Genomic DNA, 19,201 nt, shown 5'->3' on the forward strand with positions numbered 1-19,201 from the left:
TGGTCCGCTTGAGGGCTTGTCGTTCGGGGTTCAGCGCGTGGCCTTGGGGCCGCTTGCCAGAAGGATGACGGAGATGATGATGAGGCCGGTGAGGATGAGGCGGATACCCGCGCCGAAACCATAGGTATTCAGCATCGATACCACCAGGAACATGAAGAGCGAAGCGCCCCAGATGCCGGGAACATTGGAATCGCCGCCCGCCACCGCCGTGCCGCCGATGACAACGACGGCGATGGACATCAGCAGATATTCCGATCCCATGTTGAGTGCTGCGCCGCCGGAGAAGCTGGCGAGCAGATAACCGGCAATCGCCGCCAGCACCGCGCAGAGCACATAGGTGATGAAACGTGTTCCATCCACCGGAATGCCGGTCATGCGGGCTGCGAACGTGCTCTGGCCGATGGCGGAAATCCAGCGTCCGTAAAATGTGCGGTCGAGCAGCAACCAGGCAATGACCGAGAGCAGCAAGGCGACGAGCGCCACGTTCGGAATGCCGAAAGAACTGGACGTGGCGAAAGTGGCCAGTGTTTCCGGCGGTTTGATGCGCAGGCCGCGGTTGGACCAGATGGCGATGGACTGCACGATGAAGCTCATGGACAGCGTCGCAATGATCGGCGGAATGCGCAGGAGCTTGATCAGCGTGTAATTGCCGATGCCGATGGCGATGCCGATCAGGATGGCGATCAGCAATCCCGGCAGGATGAGACCATCGGACACATCCATGAATTTGAGGGCCAGCGTGCCTGATAGCGTCATCGTTGCGGGAACGCAGAGGTCGATATTACCAGGTCCGAGCGTGATGACGAACATCTGGCCGATGCCGACGATGACGGAAAAGGCCGCGAATGTCAGCGCTGCGTGCGACAGGCCGAAGGAGCTTGCACCGCCGGTGAAGAGCACCGTGATAATCCAGACGACAGCCGTTGCGGCAAAGGACCATATCCACGGTTTTTTGGAGAAGGACGAAAGCCCGTTCATTGGTTTTTCTCCCGCTTTTCGAGACGGTTGAGCAGGATGCGCAGCGCAAGCACGATGATGAGGATCGCCCCTTGAGCGCCGATCTGCCAGTCTGGCGAAATGCGCATGAAGGACAGGAAGGAGCCGGCGAGCGTCAGCGTCAGCGCGCCGATGACGGCACCGATGGGTGAAACCCGGCCGCCGACGAATTCGCCGCCGCCTAAAATGACGCCTGCAATCGACAGCAGCGTGTAGCGAAGCGCGATATTGGCATCAGCCGATGTCGTCAGCCCGACAAGTGCGATGCCCGACAGCACCGCGAAGAAACCGGCCAGCGCAAAGGTGGCGGCGCGGATGCCGACGACCGACCAGCCGGAGCGTTCGACCGAGCGGAAATTGCCGCCGACGCCGCGCATCAGCACGCCGAAGGAGGAGCGCATGACGATGTAATGGGCGACGACCGCAATCACGATGCTGGCGACAATGGCAATCGGCACGAGCGGCGGTTTTGCCGTCATCAGTGCGCGGATGAAGGCGGGTGCCTGGCCGCCGGGCGAGGGGAGGATGAGAACGGCAAGGCCGCCCCAGACGAAACTCATGCCAAGCGTGACAACGATGGAGGGCAGGGCGCGGATATGGATGATGGCGCCCAACAGGGCATAAACCGCAATCGCACCGGCAAAGATCGCAATACCAAGCAGCGGCGTGGTTTGCAGGAAGGTGGCGGTGACGCAGGCGCAGAAACTGACGAAGGTGCCCATCGACAGATCGAGATCGTTGACGGACATGATCAGCATCTGCGCAATGGTGGCAAGCGCGATCGGCACCGCCAGATTGAACAGCAGGTTGAGGCCGGTATAGCTCATGGCGCGCGGCTGCATGTAGAATACGGCGGCGAGCAGGAAGGCGAGCGAGGCGGCGGGAATGATGAGGCGAAGGGCGCTGGCGGAGAGTTTCATGCGTGATCTTCTCCGGAAAAGGAGGCGGCCAGCACATTCTGCTCGGTGATGTCCTCGCCCACCAGTTCGGCCTGAATGGCGCCGTCACGGAAAACATAGACGCGGTCACAAAGACGGATTTCGTCCATTTCGGTGGAGTACCAGATGAAGGTGCGGCCGTGGGAGGCTTCGGTTCTCAAGATGTCGTAGACTTCCTGTTTGGTGCCGATATCGACGCCGCGCATCGGGTCGTCCATCAGCACGGTACTGGCCGTGGTGGCGAGTGCGCGGGCGAATAGCACCTTCTGCTGGTTGCCGCCGGAGAGCGAAAGGATCTTATTGCCCATATCGGGCGTGCGGATTTCGATGCGCTTTTTCCATTGCGCGCCGAGTTCGCTCTCTTTGTTCCGGTCCACCATGCCTGCGGATGAAATGTCCCTCAGCGAGGTGATGGAAAGGTTCTTCAGGATGCTCCACAGCGGAAAGGTCCCGTTCAGGCTGCGGTCCCCCGCCACGAAGGCAATATCCGTCTTGCGCGCGGGCAGCCAACTGCTGTTGCGGGCAAGGTAGAGATCGAGAAGCGCTTCCGTCTGGCCGTGGCCTCCGAGACCGGCGAGGCCGATGATCTCGCCGCGGAAAGCCTCGAAGGCGAGGCCTTCGCCCCGGCGCGCCGGCATGGCAAGGACCTTCTCGCCCGCTTTGCGGTTTTCGCCCTTTTGCCTGTCCTGTTCCTTGACGACGCTGCCCATGGCTTCCACCAGCGTGCGTGTCGTGAACTCGGCCGCCGCCCGGTCAGCGACCACGCGGCCGTCCTTCATCACCACGATGCGGGTGGCTGTCGAAAGAATCTCGCCGAGAATATGCGAGATCAACAGAACGGAGCCGCCCGTGCGCACGAAACGGCGGACGTAATCCATCAATTGCTCGGCGAGACCGGCATCGAGCGAGGAGGTTGGCTCATCGAGGATGACAAGTCTCGGAGCATCCGGGGTTCGGCAGAAATTGATGGCGATTTCCACCATCTGCCGCTCGGCGATGGAAAGTTCGGCGATCGTCAGTTCGCAATCGATGCCGTGGCCGGGAAAAATCTCGTCCAGCGTATGCCGGATCATGGTGAGCGCACGTCCACGCCAGTTCCGCCCGCTCATCGCGGCATGCATGATGCGGACGTTTTCGCTGATCGTCAGGTTGGGGCAGAGCGACAATTCCTGAAACACGCAGCAAACGCCGCTGGCCCGTGCTGCCGCGATTCCTTGACGGCCTTGTTCGCCGCGATAGGAAATGGACCCCTCATGCGGCGTCAGCCCGCCATTGATGACGTTGACGATGGTGGATTTTCCCGCACCGTTATGGCCGACGAGCCCCAGGCATTCGCCCGAACGGATGACGAGATCGGCTCCGTCCAGCGCCCTTACCGCGCCGAACACGACCTTCACGCCGCGCGCGGCGACGACTTCTTCCGCCTCGATGATGTCATTCATGAGCATTTACGCCAGTGATCTGAAAATGGGATATCGGTGGCCGTTGCGGCGCCCGTTCGGGGAGCGCCGCAATCGTTCATGTCCGGAGAGTGTCCAGACTACTTGGCGGAGGCGATGGCCTTCTGGGCGTCTTCCTGCGAATATTCCACATTCGCGACGCCGCCCTTCTGGGTGTTCTTGAGATTTTCCTCAAGATTGCCCTGATCGATGCGCAGGAAAGGAACCGTCAGGTCCTTCTTCACGTCCTTGCCGTCGAGAATCTGCTGCGCCACCCAGAAAGCGAGCGTGGAGACACCGGGAGCGATGGAGACCGACATGGTCTCGTAGCCGCCGGCATCCTTCTGCTGTTTCCACCATTGCAGCTCGTCTTCGCGGTTGCCCATGACGATGGTGGGTGTCGGGCGCTTGGCAGCGGCGAAAGCCTGTGCCGCGCCGTAACCGTCACCGCCCTGCGTCACGACTGCCGCAACTTCGGGAAGGCTCGGCAGAATGCCGGCGACAGCGCGCTGTGCGACGTCCTGCGCCCAGTCGCCATTGACCGAACCGACAATCTTGAACTGCGGGTTCTTGGCGACGGCGTCGACGATGCCGGCATGGATTTCATCGTCCACCGAAACGCCCGCGAGGCCGCGGATTTCGAGCAGGTTGCCACCCTTCGGCATCGCCTTGGCGAGATAGTCGATCTGGCTTGCGCCCATCGCCTTGAAGTCTACGGCGATGCGCCAGGCGCAGGGCTCGGTGACAATGCCATCGAACGAGACGACGGTGATGCCGGCGTCGCAGGCTTCCTTCACCGCGCCGTTGAGGGCGGTGGGTGAGGCGGCATTGATGACGATCGCGTCATAACCTTGAAGAATGAGGTTCTGAATCTGCGCCGCCTGTTCGGTTGCCTGGTTTTCGGCGGTCGTGAAGGCGTCTGCGGCGGCAACCTGTTTGTCGGCAACCGCCTGTTTGGTGATCTTGTCCCAGCTGGTCAGCATCGACTGACGCCAGGAATTGCCAGCGTAATTGTTTGAAAGCGCGATTTTTTTGGCCGACGTGTCGGCATAAGCGGTGATCGGCAGAGCTGCGCATGCGACAGCGGCCGATGCCAAAAGCATCTTCCTGAAAGCCATTTGATTTCCTCCCTCGTGGCTTGCCCTTTTCGAGCCCGGAATCCTTGCGCGCCGCAAATCTCCTCGGCGGCAGGCGGAATTCCTTTGCACTGGAGCTCCTTTCCCCAGTAGAAGCGAGAATGACCAAGAAGATTTGGCTTGTATAGGCGGATCGCGGCAATCTTCCTGCGGGTTTCCGCAGAAAGCTTGCGGGAACCCGCAGGACGAAACGCCACTGCCGGGCGCAGAATGAATGATGCGGCACCCAATGGGTTCAAACTTCGCCGCAGAGGTCGAAGGCAGACGCTTGGGAGGGCGTCCGCACATGCTGGATACGCCGAAAAGCGCTCTTTTTCACCATTATATGGGCATTTCGCGGCTGCTTGCCGGGCAGCTGGAATTTAATGCCATCATTCAGGCGGTCGCCACGGAGATCAGCCATATCATCCCGCATGACCATATGGATGTCTGCATCAAGCAGCTGGATGACAAATATCATATCGCCTATGAGAGCGGTCTCGTCAGCGCCTGGAGCCGGCAGCCGCCCGCCCTTCTCACCGGAAGCCCGATCCGTTCGCTGCTGTCAGGCGAGGTCGAGCACCTGTTAAGCGGTGACGCCTGCTCCGATCCGCGCTTCCACTTCGAAGGGGCGTTTTCCAGCCCGATCATCGAACTTAATCTGCATAGCCGCCTGCATGTGCCGATGAAGGTGCACGGCGATATCATTGGCGCGCTCAGTTGCTCGTCGCACCAGTCGAACGCCTATACGGTGGAGGATGTGACGAACGCCCGCGCGGTTGCGGATCTGCTGGCGCCCTATTTCTACGCCATCCGCGCTGCCGAACAGGCCAAACGCTCTGCCATCGAGGAGGCGCGCGCCAATGCCCGTGAGGAGGGTTTGAGGCTGGGCGCCTTGCAATTGACCGAGGCTCTGGAGGCCGAGCGGCAGCGTATCGGCATGGATCTGCATGACCAGACGCTGGCGGACCTGACCCGGCTGGCGCGGCGCATCGAACGCATGAGCCATACCCCCGACGTTTCGGGCGAAATGCTCGAGCCGGTGGTGCGCAGCCTGCAACATTGCATGCAGGATCTGCGCGAGATCATCGAGGAGGCGAAACCTTCCATCCTGCAATTGTTTGGCGTCGTTGAAGCCATCGAGACATATGTGGACCGCTCCGTGCGCGATAGCGGGTCGGCAATCGACTGGTCGGTGAGCGATGAGACGGAAGGGCTGGTGGAAAGGCTCGACAAGACGGTGGCCATATCGCTGTTCCGCATCGTACAGGAGGCAGTGAACAATGCCATTCGCCATGCCCAGCCGGAAACCATTGCCGTAACGCTTGTCGCCATCGATGGCGGCTTGCGGGTGACGGTGAGTGATGACGGCAGCGGCGGCGGCGAAGGCGGGGCCTCCGGCGGCCTCGGCATCGGCAACATGAAGACGCGGGCGCGGCTGATTTCAGCCAGGTTCGATATTGGCGGCAACGGCAAAGGGGCGGGAACCCGCATCACCGTGACCTTGCCGGCGGACGCTTTCGACCGGCGGGAGGAGTTATGACATGGACGTGCTGATCGTCGAGGACGATGCGCTGCACCGCGCCTATCTGAACGAGGCGGTGCGTGCCGCCCTGCCGGAATGCGACAATGTGCTGGAGGCGGCAAACGGCAGAACCGGCGAAAAGCTCGCGCGGGAAAATCGCGCCGCCCATATCGTCATGGATTTGCAGATGAACGAGCGCAACGGCATCGAGGCGGCGCGCACCATCTGGAAGGAAAGGCCGGATACCCGCATCCTGTTCTGGTCCAACTATTCCGACGAGGCCTATGTGCGTGGTGTCTCCCGCATCGTGCCTGAGGGTGCCGCCTATGGTTACGTGCTGAAATCGGCATCCGATGACCGTCTGCGGCTGGCCTTGCGCAGCATCTTTATCGAGGCGCAATGCGTGATCGACCGGGAAGTGCGCGGCCTTCAGGAAAAGAGCCTCGGCAAGGCGCATGGTTTCACCGATTCCGAATATGAAATCCTTGTCGATGTCGCGCTCGGCCTCACCGACAAGGCGATTGCGCGCCGCCGCAACCTGTCGCTGCGCAGCGTGCAGAACCGCCTGCAAAGCCTCTACGAGAAGCTTAACGTGCATCAGGCGGCTGGCGATGACGATGCGGAAGGGCGGTATAATCTTCGAACCCGCGCCGTCACTGTCGCCTTCCTGCGCAAGCTTTTGAATTACAGCGCGCTGGAAAGGGCCGAGCGCGAACTGGCGGAATGGGCGGGAAACCGCTGACCCTCAGGGCAGGAAGGCCAGCAGCCGTCTTTCATCCGCCCTGAGGCCGGAGACGGGTTTTGCCCCGACCTTCAGGATGCGGCCAAGCTTCTTCCGCGCTTTCTCCTCCGTGGCGATATCGAGAACGGTGGGATGCACATAGCTCTTGCGGCAGATGGCGGGCGTATTGGAAAGCTCGACCGCCGCCGCCTGGCACATGCCTTTTATGCTCGGTTTTTCACCTGATGCCACATGCTCCATTGCGTTGCAGAAGGCCGCGAGCGTTCCACCCCAGGTGCGGAAGGTCTTGGCGGAAATGCCGGTGCCGCCGATGCGCGAGAGGTAGGCATTGAGATCGCTGGAATCGACCGAATGCACCCGGTTTTCGCTATCCTGCCAGACGAAGAGTTCCTTGCCGGGCAGATCGGCGATCTCCTCGAGGATTTTCTGCAGGCGCGGGTGGCGCAATTGCCGTCTCACCTTTTGCCCGCCCTTGGCGGCGAAGCGGAGTTCGATGGTTTCACCGAAGGAAACGTGGCGCTTGAGCAATGTCGTTGCGCCATAGGTGCCGTTGGTTTCGAGATAGGAGCGGTTGCCGACGCGCAGATAGGCGGCATCGAGCAGCAGCGTGAGCGCGGCAAGCGTCATCTCCTGCCCGTGATCCTGCTTTTCGATATCGGCGATGGCGCGGCGGCGGATGGCGGGCAGCGCCTTGCCGAAGCTTTTGAGCTGAAAGAACTTCGTTTCGCCCCTGAGCGCGTGCCAGTCGGGGTGATAACGATACTGTTTTCGCCCGCGTGCATCAAAGCCGGTTGCCTGCAGATGCCCTGATGGGTCGATGCAGATCCAGACGTCCTTATAGGCGGGCGGCACACCGAGCGATTTGATGCGTTTCAGTTCGACGCTGTCGGAGAGAAGCTCGCCGCCCGGCAGGCGGTAACAGAAACCGCGCCCGCGTTTTTCGCGGGAAATACCCGGCTCCTGATCGTTGACATAGGCAAGTCCGATTTTGGCAAGAAGGCGGGTGGGCGGTTGTGGCATTGTTTTTTCCGGCAGGTTTCACGCTGCGGCAAACGAAAAACAGGCCGCCTTCGTTCCGGCGGCCTGTCGTTCCGGTCGTTAGTTTTCTCAGCCGGCCTTGGCGATCCGCAGAATCTGCGATTCACCGCCACCACGCTCTTCAGTCACGGCATAAACCGCACCATCAGGCCCGACCTTCACGTCGCGGATGCGCGCCTCGAGGGGCAGACGGCTTTCGGTCGCGACCTTGTCGCCGTCGATGTGCAGGATCACGAGACCCTGGCTCACCAGACCGCCGACGATGAAGGCGCCCTTCCATTCGGGAATCAGGTCGCCATCATAATAGGCCATGCCGGAGGGGCCGATGACCGGGTCCCAATAATAGACCGGCTGCTCCATACCTTCTTTGGCGGTAGCGCCTTCGCCAACCGAGCGGCCGCTATATTCGATGCCATAGGTGATGACTGGCCAGCCGTAATTCAGGCCCGCTTTTGGCAGGTTCAGCTCATCGCCGCCCTTTGGTCCGTGTTCCACGGTCCAGAGCCTGCCCTGACCATCAAGTGCCGAGGCCTGCAGGTTGCGGTGGCCATAGCTCCATATTTCGGGAAGGGCGTTCTGCTGGCCGGCGAAGGGGTTGCCTTCAAAGGCCTTGCCTTCAGCATCGATGCGGAAGACCTTGCCAAGCCCGCTCGACAGATCCTGCGCCTGCACGCGCGGCTTTGAATCCGAGCGCTCGCCGACGGTGACATAAAGCTCGTTGTCAGGTCCGAAGACGAGGCGCGAGCCGAAATGCTTGTCGCCGTCATAGGTCGGCATCTGGCGGAAAATCACCGAGACATTTTCCAGTTTCGTCGCGCCGCCATCTTCGGTCAGCTTGGCCGACGCGACGGAGGTGCCGTTGCCACCATCGCGCGGTTCGGAAAAGGAGAAGAAGATGGTGCGCGATGTTTCGAAATCGGGCGCGAGCGCGATGTCGAGAAGTCCGCCCTGTCCGTCGGACGCCACCTCCGGTACGCCGGCAATCGCCGGGCCGGCCTTGCCGTCGGCGACGATATGCATGGCCCCTTCCTTGGCGGCGACAAGCATGCGGCCATCCGGCAGGAATTCCATGGACCACAGGTGCGGCAGCCCCTCGGCGACGATGGTTTTTTCGATATTCGGCTGGGAGGCGGCCTGCGGCGCGCGTGTCTGGCCCTCAAAAGCCGGCTTCTGATCCGGCGCATTCGGCCGTTTCGTTTCGGCAGCCGGGGCGGTCTGGGCGTGTGCAGCGCCGGCAAAGGGCACGGCGAGCAGCGCACACAGGATCGTCGAACTCAGAAATCGGTTGTTGTGGAACATGGGTCTCCCTTCCATCGTTACATCAGGCAGAGAACCATTTGGGGAGGATTTCGTTTCCTGCGATAGTTTCAAGAAAACTTGATCGGTCCGTGTGCAGGCTGCACGCTCTTTTCTCATCCATGCGAATTCATAGGGAACCGCAAGGCGTGAGCGGCGTTTGGCCTCTGTTATGAGGAGGGCGCCATGCAGATCATCGACAACAAGACCATAGACGGCAACAGAACCAGACCGATCCTGAACGTCGCGGAATTCTGCCGGCGTTACCGGCTGGACAAGGCGGAGGAGGCCCGTCTCAGAAAGCTGTTCGGCGAGTTCGCCTCGCGGCACGAGCTTTTGATGAATGCGCAGCGCAAGCCGAGCTTCCGCTGATCATTCCTCCTCGTCGAGAGATTTTCCGAAGATCATGAAGACATCATAACGGGTGTTTTTTCCCATTATTTGATGCGAAGGCTTGCGAATGCCCGGCATCGGCTCGGCGCGCAGGGGCCATTTCAGAACCACCCGTTTCGTCGCATTCTCCAGTGCAGCCTCCATCAGCTGCACCTGGTCCGGGTCGGCGCCAACCAGTTCTCTCAGCACCCGCATCTCCTTCTTCACCAGCGCCGTGTTGTGGCGCGGCGGATGCATGGGGTCGACAATCACCACCTCGGGTGAAAGCTCTTTCAGCAGATAGCGTGAATCGCCGTTGAGCAGCGTCATGCGCGCTGCCGCCTCGGCGTAGGCGCCGCCCGCTTCCAGGGCGCGGCGAATGCCATCGGCGAGATGGGCATGCATTTCCGCTGAGCGTTCGATGAGGGTGACGTCAGCCCCGAGGGATGCGAGCAGGAAGGCATCGCGCCCCAACCCGGCCGTGGCATCGACGATTTTTGGCGTTCGGCCTTTGGTGAAACCCGCGGCCTTGGGCAGAGCCTGTCCGCGCCCTTCGTCGGAGCGGAAACGGTGGCCCACCGCACCGCCGACAAAATCCACCACGAAGCTTTCTTTTTGTTCCTTCATCTGCGACCTCAGAACGGGCAGGGCACGGTATAGGTGACGTCACGCCCATCCGGATGGCGGAAGCCAACCTCCTGCGCATGCAGCATCAGGCGCGGTGCGGCAGCGAGCGCCTTACCCTCGGCATAAAATTCATCGCCGAGAATGGGGTGGCCAAGCGCCTTCATATGCACCCGCAATTGGTGGGTGCGGCCGGTGAGGGGGGTCAGCGCCAGCCGCGTTGCCGGAAGCGGCAAACGTTCCAGCACCCGCCAAAGGCTCTGCGCGGGCTTGCCGTTTTCGTGGTCGACCCGGTGGCGGGGCTTGTTTTCGGGATCGATGGCGAGTGGCAGGGTCACTTCCCCCGCCTCTCCGGCAACCTCCCCCCAGACAATGGCGACATAGGATTTGCGCGTCTGGCGGTTTTCAAACTGCGACGCAATCGCCGCATGCGCCCTGCGGTTCAGGGACATCAACACGATGCCTGACGTGTCCTTATCCAGCCGGTTGATCATCAGCGCTTTCGGGAACTGTTTCTGCACACGCGCCATCAGGCTGTCGGAAAGCGCCGGATCGCGCCCCGGCACGGAGAGAAGTCCGCTCGGCTTATCCAGCACCAGCAGGTCCTCGTCGCGGTGCACGATGGTGAGCCAGGGGTCGAGTGGCGGATTATAGACGGGGTTGGAAAGCTCGGATGACATGGCGCTTCCTTAGCACGAATTGCACATTCGGACAGGCCGCTAGTCGGGAATATGGAGATTGACGCGCCCGCTGGTCAGGTCGCTCAGAAGCCGGGTGAGCCGTTCGGCTTCCTCGACCGGAACCGAGAGCAGCATATCCGCGCCGGTGCCGGTGAAATCTTCCCTTTCCATCCGCAGGTTCTGGGTGGCGGACAGGCGTGATTTCACCAGCGCCAGATCGGAGAAGGGGCAGCTCAGCGTGGCGCTGACATAAGCGATGACCGGTGACGTCTCGCCTAACCGCAGGCAGGCCGCCGCCGTGCCGCCATAGGCGCGCATGAGCCCGCCGCTGCCGAGGAGAATGCCGCCGAACCAGCGGATGACGAGAACCGCGACATTATCCAGCGCCTGGCCGTCGATGGCCTGAAGGATCGGTTTCCCGGCCGTTCCCGAGGGTTCGCCGTCATCGCTGAAACGATAGGTCTGGCCGCTTCGCCATGCCCAGCAATTATGGTTCGCGTCGGGATCGGAATGCGCCGCGAGGAAGTTCTTCGCATCCTCTTCGCCCGTCACCGGCGCGGCAAAGGCGATGAAGCGGCTTTTCTTGATATCCTGCGAAAAGGAAACGGGGCGGTCGAGCGTGAACATGGGCGTTTCAATAACGCATATATTCGCATGCGGAAATCGGTATAAGGCTCGGAATGGCGAAGATGGCGATGGAGAAGGTTTTGAGCAAGGCGAGGCAGGTTGCTGTTATCGGCGGCGGGCCGGCGGGACTGATGGCGGCCGAGGTGCTTTCGGCGGCGGGCCATGCCGTGACGGTGTTCGAAGCGATGCCGACCGTGGCGCGCAAATTGCTGATGGCCGGAAAATCCGGCCTCAACATCACCCATGCCGAAGACTACGACAGTTTCCGTCAGCGGTTTGGCGAGGCGGAACCACGGCTGCGTGCCGCCCTCGATGATTTCACCCCCGATATGTTGCGCGACTGGGCGCAGGGGCTGGGGCAGGAGACCTTTGTCGGCACCTCGGGCCGGGTGTTTCCCACGGTCATGAAGGCCTCATCGCTGCTGCGGGCATGGCTCGCCCGGCTGGAGGCGCAGGGCGTAACCATCCGGACGCGGCATCGATGGACGGGGTTTTCCGGCGAGCACCTGGGTTTTTCGACCCCGGGGGGCGGGGTCACTATCAAAGCCGATGCCGTGCTGCTGGCGCTGGGCGGTGCCAGCTGGCCGCGTCTCGGCTCCGATGCCGCATGGGTTCCGGCGCTTGCGGCCAAAGGCGTCGAGCTCTCCCCGTTCCGCCCGGCCAATTGCGGTTTCGACGTTGACTGGAGTGATGTCTTCCGTGAGCGTTTTGCGGGTGAAGCGGTGAAATCCACGGTCACCATTTCGCCGGCAGGAGCCTTTCAGGGCGAATTCGTGATAACAAAGCATGGCATTGAGGGCAGCGTGATCTATGCCCATTCCGCCGCCCTGCGCGACCGGCTGGAACAGGCGGGCAAAGTATCGCTCGCGATTGATCTTGCACCGGCACGTACGGTGGAACGTCTCAGCCTCGATCTGGGGAAGCTCGGCCGGAAGGAGAGTTTTGCAAACCGTATGCGCAAGGCGGCCGGCTTATCGGCTGTGAAGGTCGGGCTTCTGCGGGAAATATTTCCCGATATCGCCGCCATGCCGGACGAGTTTGTCGCCGCGAGAATAAAACATGCGGAGATACCGCTTTTGCAGGCGAGACCGATTGCCGAGGCGATTTCGTCGGCCGGCGGTATTGCCTGGAGCGGCCTTGATGAAAGCTACATGCTGGAAAGGCTCCCCGGCATATTCGCTGCCGGGGAAATGCTGGATTGGGAAGCGCCGACCGGCGGTTATCTGCTCACCGCCTGTTTCGCCACCGGCAAGGCCGCCGCGAAGGGCATGGCCGGGTGGCTTGAAGGCTCAGCCTGAGAGCCGTTCCGCCGCGCCCGCTTCCTCACCCGAGGCGGTCCTGACGAGGCAGCGCATGATGGCGTCGGTGGTGACGGCGCCGAGCGCCTTGCCATTTTCTCCAACGACCGTGGCGCTGCTGACATTTTCCCGGACGAGCGCGCGCAGGCCCTCTTCAACCGTCATATCCGCATCGAGCTGAAGCCGCGACTGGCCGGAAAACTCCGGCTGCACGATGGCGCCGAGGCGAATGACCCTGCCGCGATTGACCTCCTCGACGAAGGCCTCGATATAACTGTCGGCCGGCGACATGACGATTTCGGCTGCCGTGCCCTGCTGGATGATTTCGCCATCGCGCAGAATGGCGATCTTGTCGCCCAGCCGCAGCGCCTCGTCGAGATCGTGGGTGATGAAGACCACGGTCTTTTTCAATTCCTTCTGCAGTTCCAGAAGCACTGTCTGCATGTCGACGCGGATGAGCGGATCGAGCGCAGAATAGGCTTCGTCCATCAAAAGGATTTCGGCATTATTGGTGAGCGCCCGCGCCAGACCCACACGCTGCTGCATGCCGCCGGAAAGCTGGTTGGGATAATGGTTGGAGAAGCCTTCCAGCCCCACGCGCCTGATCCAGACTTCCGCCCTTTCCTCCCGCTCGCGCTTGTCGACGCCCTGCACTTCAAGGCCATAGACGACATTCTGCAGCACGTTGCGGTGCGGCAAGAGGCCGAATTTCTGGAACACCATTGCCGTCTTGTGGCGGCGAAATTCCAGCAGGTCCGCTTCGTTGAGGCGACAGACATCGGTGCCGCCATAGAGGATTTCGCCGGCGGTCGGGTCGATCAGCCGGTTGACGTGGCGGATCAGCGTCGATTTGCCGGAGCCGGAAAGGCCCATGATAACGGTGATCTGCCCGCCCGGCATGGTGATGTTGATATCACGCAGGCCGAGCACGTGGCCATGTTTGGCATTGAGATCCGCCTTGGACATGCCGGCCTTGACGGGGTCGACATAGTCGGCCGCCTTGGGGCCGAAAATCTTGTAGAGGCTGCGAATTTCGATCGATTGACTAGCCATGCGCCACTTCCCGGTGTTTTTGCAGGCGAAGGCCATAGGCCTGGCTGATGCGGTCGAAGATGATGGCGATGCCGACGATGGCAAGCCCGTTGAATACGCCGAGCGTGAAATACTGGTTGGCGATGGCCTTCAGCACCGGCTGGCCAAGACCCTGCACGCCGATCATCGAGGCAATGACGACCATGGCGAGCGCCATCATGATGGTCTGGTTGATGCCGGCCATGATGGTGGGGAGTGCGAGCGGCAGCTGCACCTTGAAAAGCTTCTGGCGCTTCGAGGAGCCGAAGGCATCGGCAGCCTCCAGCACGTCGTGGTCGACCATGCGGATGCCGAGATTGGTGAGCCGGATCATCGGCGGAATGGCATAGATGACGACGGCGATGACGCCAGGCACGCGGCCGATGCCGAGCAGCATGACGACGGGAATGAGATAGACGAAACTCGGCATCGTCTGCATAACGTCGAGAACGGGATTGACCACGCTCTGCAGGCGGTTGGAGCGCGCCATGGCGATGCCGATAGGCAGGCCGACGACGATGGACAGCACCGCACAGACGAAGATCATCGAGACCGTCTTCATCGTGTCTTCCCACATGCCGAACCAGCCGATGGCGAAGAGAATGCCGCAACACAGCGAAACAATGGTGGCGCTGCGGCTGCCGAACCAGGCGAGCGCGGCGACAATAAGAATAACGACCGGCCAGGGTGCGCCGATCAAAAGCCTTTCCGCCCAGATGAGGAAGCTCTGAAGGGGGGTAAACAGCCCCTCGATTGCGCCGCCATAGGTTCGGGTAAAAGCCCGGAACCCCTCGTCGATGACTTTTTTCAGCGCGCGCAGAGCATCGTCATTCATGGTCGGAAATTTGAAAAGCCATTCCATATCCTGTTCTCCATGACGAACCGGAGGCGGGGATCGATGTCCTCCGCGCTCCGGGAGCAAAATCGCCAGAGCGCCGCGCATCCTTCAGGACGCAAGGCGGAACGCTCTGTTGAACCGGCGCATCGCCACCGAAAGCCTTGGGCATTTCGGAGCCGGTGCGGGCGCGGCGTCGCCGCTGGCGAACGCCGGTTGCCGGGCAGATATGTAAGGACCGGCTTTTAAAGGGCGGCCTTGACCTTTTCCGCGACCTCCGGAGAAACCCAGCCCGTCCAGAGAGCTTCGTTTTCCTTCAGGAACTGCTTGGCGCCATCTTCGCCGGTCGCCTGGTTATCCGTCATCCAGGCGATCAGCTTGTTGACGGTCGCGTTGGTCCAGGCGCGTTTGTTGAGATAGTCCATGGCGGGGCCGGCACGATCGGCAAAGGACTTGCTGACCAGCGTCTGCACGTCGTCCACCTGCCATGCGTTCGGCTTCGGGTCCGGACAATCGGCAACCGAGGTGCAGCGCTTCCATTCTGCCGCATCATAGTCCGTGCCGAATTCGAGCTTTACCATCTCATATTTGCCGAGCAGCGAGGTGGGCGCCCAATAATAGCCGACCCATGGCTGCTTGGCTTCGTAAGCCTTGGCGATGGAACCGTCGAGACCTGCGGCGGAGCCGGTGTCAACGAGGGTGAAGCCGGCCTTTTCACCGCCGAAAGCCTTGAACAGCTGCGCGGTGACGACAGTGCCGCCCCAGCCCTGCGGGCCGTTGAACACGGCGCCCTTCGACTTGTCTTCCGGCGACGGGAAGAGCTCGGGATGTTTGAAGAGGTCCGGAATGGTCTTGAGATCGGGATTGGCATCTGCGAGGTATTTCGGGATCCACCAGCCCTGAACAGCGCCATCGGAAAGAATTTTTGCGGCCGCGACCACTTTGCCGCCTTCCAGACCCTGCTTGACGATTTCCGGCTGCAGGCTGACCCATGCCTCGGGGGCAATATCCGGCTGGCCTTTTTCGGCCATGGAGGTCAGTGTCGGCACGGTGTCGCCGGTCACGATTTCGGCGGAGCATCCATAGCCCTTTTCAAGAATGAACTTGTCCAGGTTGGCGGCAACTTCGGCGGATTGCCAGTTCATGCTGGCGATTGTCACGTTTCCGCAGTCGGCAGCATAGGCTGCGCCGCCTGAAAAGGCGAAGCCGGCGGAAAGAATTGTGGCACCCAAAAGTATTTTCATTTTTGTTCCCTCTGGTCGCGGTGTGGCGAAGACCCGGGTGCTGACGGCACCGCGACCGCCAGCGCCTTTATTGAGGCTTAATAATTGCTTTCTGGCCGTTCCGTTTGCGGCAGATTCTGGCGTATTGAGGATGGCAATTATCAATCAATTATCCGGTCCCGCGAATGCGAGCCTGAAATCCGTGGTGTGGAGACACCGAATTCGCCGCGCCCCTGCGCTCGCGCATCCCAATATTTCGGAAGAACGGAACTTTTTCAGTATTTGAAGAAACCCGGGGGAACAATAAACGGAAGTTTCTGTTTTCTTGGACTTTTATCTTGTTCTGTATTACGGGAGATTTCCTCTCGGTTTTTGTGGTGATGTTGAATGACCAATCTTCGTGCTGCCCCGGTATGGCCGATCGGTGGTGGTGAAACGGGTGAGCTTGTGCGCCGCTTCGACTGGTCGAAGACATCGCTCGGTCCTATTTGCGAATGGCCGCAAAATCTGAGGCAAAAGGCTAATTCCGTCGTCAATTCCCCCATTCCGCAGGTGCTGATGTGGGGCAGGGATCACGTGATGATCTACAATGACGGCTATGCGGAGATCGCCGGCAATTATCACCCGCGGGCGCTGGGCGGAACGGTGCCCGGCATCTGGCCGGAAATATGGGACTGGAACAGCCGTATTCTGGAAGCCGGTTTTCGCGGTGAGGTCATGGCCTATCGCGACCAGCCGATGACGCTGATGCGACATGGCCTGCCGGAAGAGGTGATCTTCGATCTGTTCTACACGCCGATCTACAATGAGGGCGGCACGGTGGACGGCGTTTTGTGTACCGTGCTCGAAAATACCGACAAGGTGAAGGCCGTGGAGGCGCTGGAGCAGAGCCGCAAGGAACTAAGCCGGCTCACCAATGCCCTGCCCATTCTGGTCGGGTATGTCGATCGTGACTACGTTTATAAATTCGCCAATGACGGCTATCTGGAATGGTTCGGCCGCCGCGCCGAGGAGGTGATCGGCCGCAGCGTTCCCGAAATCGTCGGCGAGGCGTTTTTTGAGGCGCGCAGGGCCTATCTGGATCGTGCGCTCGCCGGCGAGAAGATCGTTTCCGACACCGTGATCCGCAGGCCCGACGGCACCATGCGCGCCGCCGAAATCCGCTATGTGCCGCGCTATATCACGGATGGCTCCATCGATGGCATCTATGTGCTGATCATCGATATCGAGGACCGCAAGCGCTCGGAACAGGAAATCCTCATCAGCAACAACCGTTTCCGTGCGGCGGTGGATGCGGTGCACGGCGTGCTGTGGACCAACAGCGCCGATGGCAGGATGCTGGGCGAGCAGCCTGCCTGGGCGGCGCTGACGGGCCAGACTCCGGAAGAATATCAGGGCTTTGGCTGGGCGGACGCCGTCCACCCGGAGGACAGGCAGGGGTCTGTCGAAAGCTGGAACAGCGCGGTCGCGGAAAAGTCGACCTATGTCTGGGAACACCGCGTGCGCCGTCACGACGGCGTCTACCGCACTTTTTTGATCCGCGGCGTGCCGATTTTCGACAAGTCCAGCGCCATTACCGAATGGGTCGGCGTTCACACTGACATAACCGAGCAGCGGCGGGCCGAAGACACCCTCAAGGAACATGCCAGCAATCTCGAGCGCGAAATTCGCCACCGCATCCGGGCGGAAGAGCAGCTTCGGCAATTGAACGAAAGCCTTGAAGCCCGTGTCGAGGCGGAAATGGCGGAGCGCCGCCAGACCGAAAAGGCCCTGCAGCAGGCGCAGAAGATGGAATCCATCGGCCAGCTGACCGGCGGCGTCGCGCATGATTTCAACAATCTTCTGCAGGTGATCGCTGGCAATCTGCAATTGCTCTCCAAGGATGTGATCGGCAACGAGCGCGCCGAAAGGCGGCTGGAAAATGCGCTGGCCGGCGTCCATCGCGGCGCAAAGCTGGCTAACCAGCTGCTGGCCTTCGGCCGTCGCCAGGCGCTGGAACCGCGCGTCATCAATATTTCCCGTTTCGTGACCGGCATGGACGATCTGCTTCGCCGTTCGCTCGGTGAGGCGATCGAGGTGGAGGTTATCACCTCGGGCGGTCTCTGGAACACCTATGCCGATCCCAACCAGGTGGAAAATGCGCTTCTCAACCTCGCCATCAATGCGCGCGACGCCATGGAAGGGCACGGCAAGCTGACCATTGAAGTGGGCAATGCGGTGCTCGACCGCGATTATGCCCGCAAGCATTCGGAGGTTTCGGCGGGGCAATATGTCATGCTCGCCGTCACCGATACCGGGTCGGGCATGTCGCCGGAGATCCTCGAAAAAGTCTTCGAGCCGTTCTTTTCGACCAAACCGGAGGGCAAAGGCACCGGTCTCGGCCTTTCGATGGTCTATGGTTTTGCAAAACAGTCCAGCGGCCACGTCAACATCTATAGCGAGGTGGGGCAGGGCACGACGGTGAAGATGTATCTGCCGCGCTCCGCCGCCGATGAGGACCGGGAAGTAGTGATGCCGACCGGCCCCGTGGAGGGCGGAACGGAAACCATTCTTGTGGTGGAAGATGACGAGGAAGTGCGCAACACCGTCGTCGAGACGCTGAGCGATCTCGGTTACCGGGTGCTCACCGCCCGTGATGCGCAGGCCGGTTTGACGGTGGTGGAAAGCGGCATTCCGATCGATGTCATCTTCACCGACGTGGTAATGCCCGGGCCTTTGAAAAGCCGGGAAATGGCGCGCCGCGCGCAGGAAAGGCTGCCCAACCTCGCCGTTCTCTTCACCTCGGGTTACACCGAAAACTCCATCGTGCATGGCGGCAAGCTGGATGCCGGGGTGGAGCTTCTCTCCAAGCCCTATACGCGCGAAGCGCTGGCACGGCGCATCCGCCATGTGATTGCCAACCGCAAGCAGGTTTCTTTGGCGAGAGCGCGGCCGGCAGTTGCGCCGGGTTATTCCAAGCCTTCCGAACCGGTGAGGACGGTCGAAAACGAAAACCGGTCCATACGCGTCCTTCTGGTCGAAGATGACGAGCTGATCCGGATGAATTCGACGGAGATGCTGGCGGAGAGCGGCTTTGCCGTCGTCGAGGCCGGAAATGCGGCTCAGGCGCTGAAGGTGATCGAGGCAGACCGCATAGATGTTCTCGTCACCGATCTCGGTCTGCCCGACATGAAGGGCGGCGAGCTGGCGGTGGAGGCTCTGCGCCGCAAGCCGGGGCTTGCCATCGTGTTTGCGACGGGCGACAGCCATTTGCCGGAAGGGGCGCCCGAAAGCGCGGTGCTGCTCACCAAGCCCTATGACGAACAGCAGATCGTTTCGGCGGTCGAGCAGGCCCATACGGCAAAGAGCGCCGTGGCGGAATAGTACGCCCGCCGCTTTGTTG

The 19,201-nt window shown here is 61.2% G+C and carries 17 protein-coding genes; 5 read left to right on the forward strand and 12 right to left on the reverse strand.

Annotated elements, in window-relative coordinates:
* Positions 1-30: 30 nt before the first annotated feature.
* The 4 genes from ASB65_RS09465 to ASB65_RS09480 all read right to left on the reverse strand — a co-directional run bounded on the left by ASB65_RS09465 (position 31) and on the right by ASB65_RS09480 (position 4,491).
* Positions 31-978, reverse strand: coding sequence for an ABC transporter permease (locus ASB65_RS09465; protein WP_060723792.1), 948 nt, complete (start codon positions 976-978; stop codon positions 31-33).
* Positions 975-1,916: an ABC transporter permease gene (locus ASB65_RS09470; RefSeq protein WP_060723793.1), complete on the reverse strand. Its 942-nt coding sequence runs from the start codon at positions 1,914-1,916 to the stop codon at positions 975-977. The genes ASB65_RS09465 and ASB65_RS09470 overlap by 4 nt, the downstream gene beginning before the upstream one ends.
* Positions 1,913-3,376 (reverse strand): ATP-binding cassette domain-containing protein, encoded by a 1,464-nt coding sequence (locus tag ASB65_RS09475; protein WP_060723810.1) that lies wholly within the window; start codon positions 3,374-3,376, stop codon positions 1,913-1,915. The genes ASB65_RS09470 and ASB65_RS09475 overlap by 4 nt, the downstream gene beginning before the upstream one ends.
* Positions 3,377-3,474: 98 nt before the next feature.
* Positions 3,475-4,491 (reverse strand): ABC transporter substrate-binding protein, encoded by a 1,017-nt coding sequence (locus ASB65_RS09480; protein ID WP_060723794.1) that lies wholly within the window; start codon positions 4,489-4,491, stop codon positions 3,475-3,477.
* Between the two features lie 304 nt (positions 4,492-4,795).
* On the opposite strand from ASB65_RS09480, the gene ASB65_RS09485 reads away from it, so the two are divergent.
* Positions 4,796-6,031: a GAF domain-containing sensor histidine kinase gene (locus tag ASB65_RS09485; protein ID WP_060723795.1), complete on the forward strand. Its 1,236-nt coding sequence runs from the start codon at positions 4,796-4,798 to the stop codon at positions 6,029-6,031.
* Between the two features lies 1 nt (position 6,032).
* Positions 6,033-6,755, forward strand: coding sequence for a response regulator transcription factor (locus ASB65_RS09490; RefSeq protein ID WP_020010058.1), 723 nt, complete (start codon positions 6,033-6,035; stop codon positions 6,753-6,755).
* Positions 6,756-6,758: 3 nt separating this feature from the next.
* Here ASB65_RS09490 and ASB65_RS09495 read toward each other — a convergent pair whose 3' ends face one another.
* Positions 6,759-7,775, reverse strand: coding sequence for a DNA topoisomerase IB (locus ASB65_RS09495; protein WP_060723796.1), 1,017 nt, complete (start codon positions 7,773-7,775; stop codon positions 6,759-6,761).
* A gap of 87 nt (positions 7,776-7,862) precedes the next feature.
* On the reverse strand, positions 7,863-9,092 hold the full coding sequence (locus ASB65_RS09500) for a PQQ-dependent sugar dehydrogenase (RefSeq protein WP_060723797.1): 1,230 nt from the start codon (positions 9,090-9,092) through the stop codon (positions 7,863-7,865).
* A gap of 183 nt (positions 9,093-9,275) precedes the next feature.
* On the opposite strand from ASB65_RS09500, the gene ASB65_RS09505 reads away from it, so the two are divergent.
* Complete coding sequence (locus tag ASB65_RS09505) at positions 9,276-9,461, forward strand: hypothetical protein (RefSeq protein ID WP_060723798.1); 186 nt, start codon at positions 9,276-9,278, stop codon at positions 9,459-9,461.
* Here ASB65_RS09505 and ASB65_RS09510 read toward each other — a convergent pair whose 3' ends face one another.
* The 3 genes from ASB65_RS09510 to ASB65_RS09520 are packed head-to-tail and all read right to left on the reverse strand — an operon-like array spanning position 9,462 to position 11,392.
* Positions 9,462-10,088, reverse strand: a complete 627-nt coding sequence (locus ASB65_RS09510; protein ID WP_060723799.1) for a class I SAM-dependent methyltransferase — start codon at positions 10,086-10,088, stop codon at positions 9,462-9,464.
* Positions 10,089-10,096: 8 nt separating this feature from the next.
* Positions 10,097-10,765, reverse strand: coding sequence for a pseudouridine synthase (locus tag ASB65_RS09515; protein WP_060723800.1), 669 nt, complete (start codon positions 10,763-10,765; stop codon positions 10,097-10,099).
* Between the two features lie 39 nt (positions 10,766-10,804).
* Positions 10,805-11,392: an IMPACT family protein gene (locus tag ASB65_RS09520; protein ID WP_003508491.1), complete on the reverse strand. Its 588-nt coding sequence runs from the start codon at positions 11,390-11,392 to the stop codon at positions 10,805-10,807.
* A 53-nt stretch (positions 11,393-11,445) separates the two neighbouring features.
* Between ASB65_RS09520 and ASB65_RS09525 the strand changes: the two genes are divergently transcribed.
* Positions 11,446-12,690, forward strand: coding sequence for a TIGR03862 family flavoprotein (locus ASB65_RS09525; RefSeq protein ID WP_060723801.1), 1,245 nt, complete (start codon positions 11,446-11,448; stop codon positions 12,688-12,690).
* On the opposite strand, the gene ASB65_RS09530 is transcribed toward ASB65_RS09525, so the two are convergent.
* The 3 genes from ASB65_RS09530 to ASB65_RS09540 all read right to left on the reverse strand — a co-directional run bounded on the left by ASB65_RS09530 (position 12,682) and on the right by ASB65_RS09540 (position 15,840).
* A complete protein-coding gene (locus ASB65_RS09530) occupies positions 12,682-13,743 on the reverse strand; it encodes a quaternary amine ABC transporter ATP-binding protein (RefSeq protein ID WP_003508494.1) in 1,062 nt (353 codons plus the stop codon). The two genes, ASB65_RS09525 and ASB65_RS09530, sit on opposite strands and share 9 nt — an antisense overlap.
* Positions 13,736-14,623 (reverse strand): ABC transporter permease, encoded by an 888-nt coding sequence (locus ASB65_RS09535; protein ID WP_060723802.1) that lies wholly within the window; start codon positions 14,621-14,623, stop codon positions 13,736-13,738. The genes ASB65_RS09530 and ASB65_RS09535 overlap by 8 nt, the downstream gene beginning before the upstream one ends.
* Positions 14,624-14,841: 218 nt before the next feature.
* Entirely contained in the window at positions 14,842-15,840 is a 999-nt protein-coding gene (locus ASB65_RS09540) for an ABC transporter substrate-binding protein (RefSeq protein WP_060723803.1), read from the reverse strand.
* Between the two features lie 366 nt (positions 15,841-16,206).
* On the opposite strand from ASB65_RS09540, the gene ASB65_RS09545 reads away from it, so the two are divergent.
* Entirely contained in the window at positions 16,207-19,182 is a 2,976-nt protein-coding gene (locus tag ASB65_RS09545) for a PAS domain-containing protein (protein ID WP_060723804.1), read from the forward strand.
* Positions 19,183-19,201: the final 19 nt, after the last annotated feature.

Origin of the sequence: Agrobacterium tumefaciens str. B6, assembly GCF_001541315.1 — a bacterium.
Lineage (GTDB): Bacteria > Pseudomonadota > Alphaproteobacteria > Rhizobiales > Rhizobiaceae > Agrobacterium > Agrobacterium radiobacter.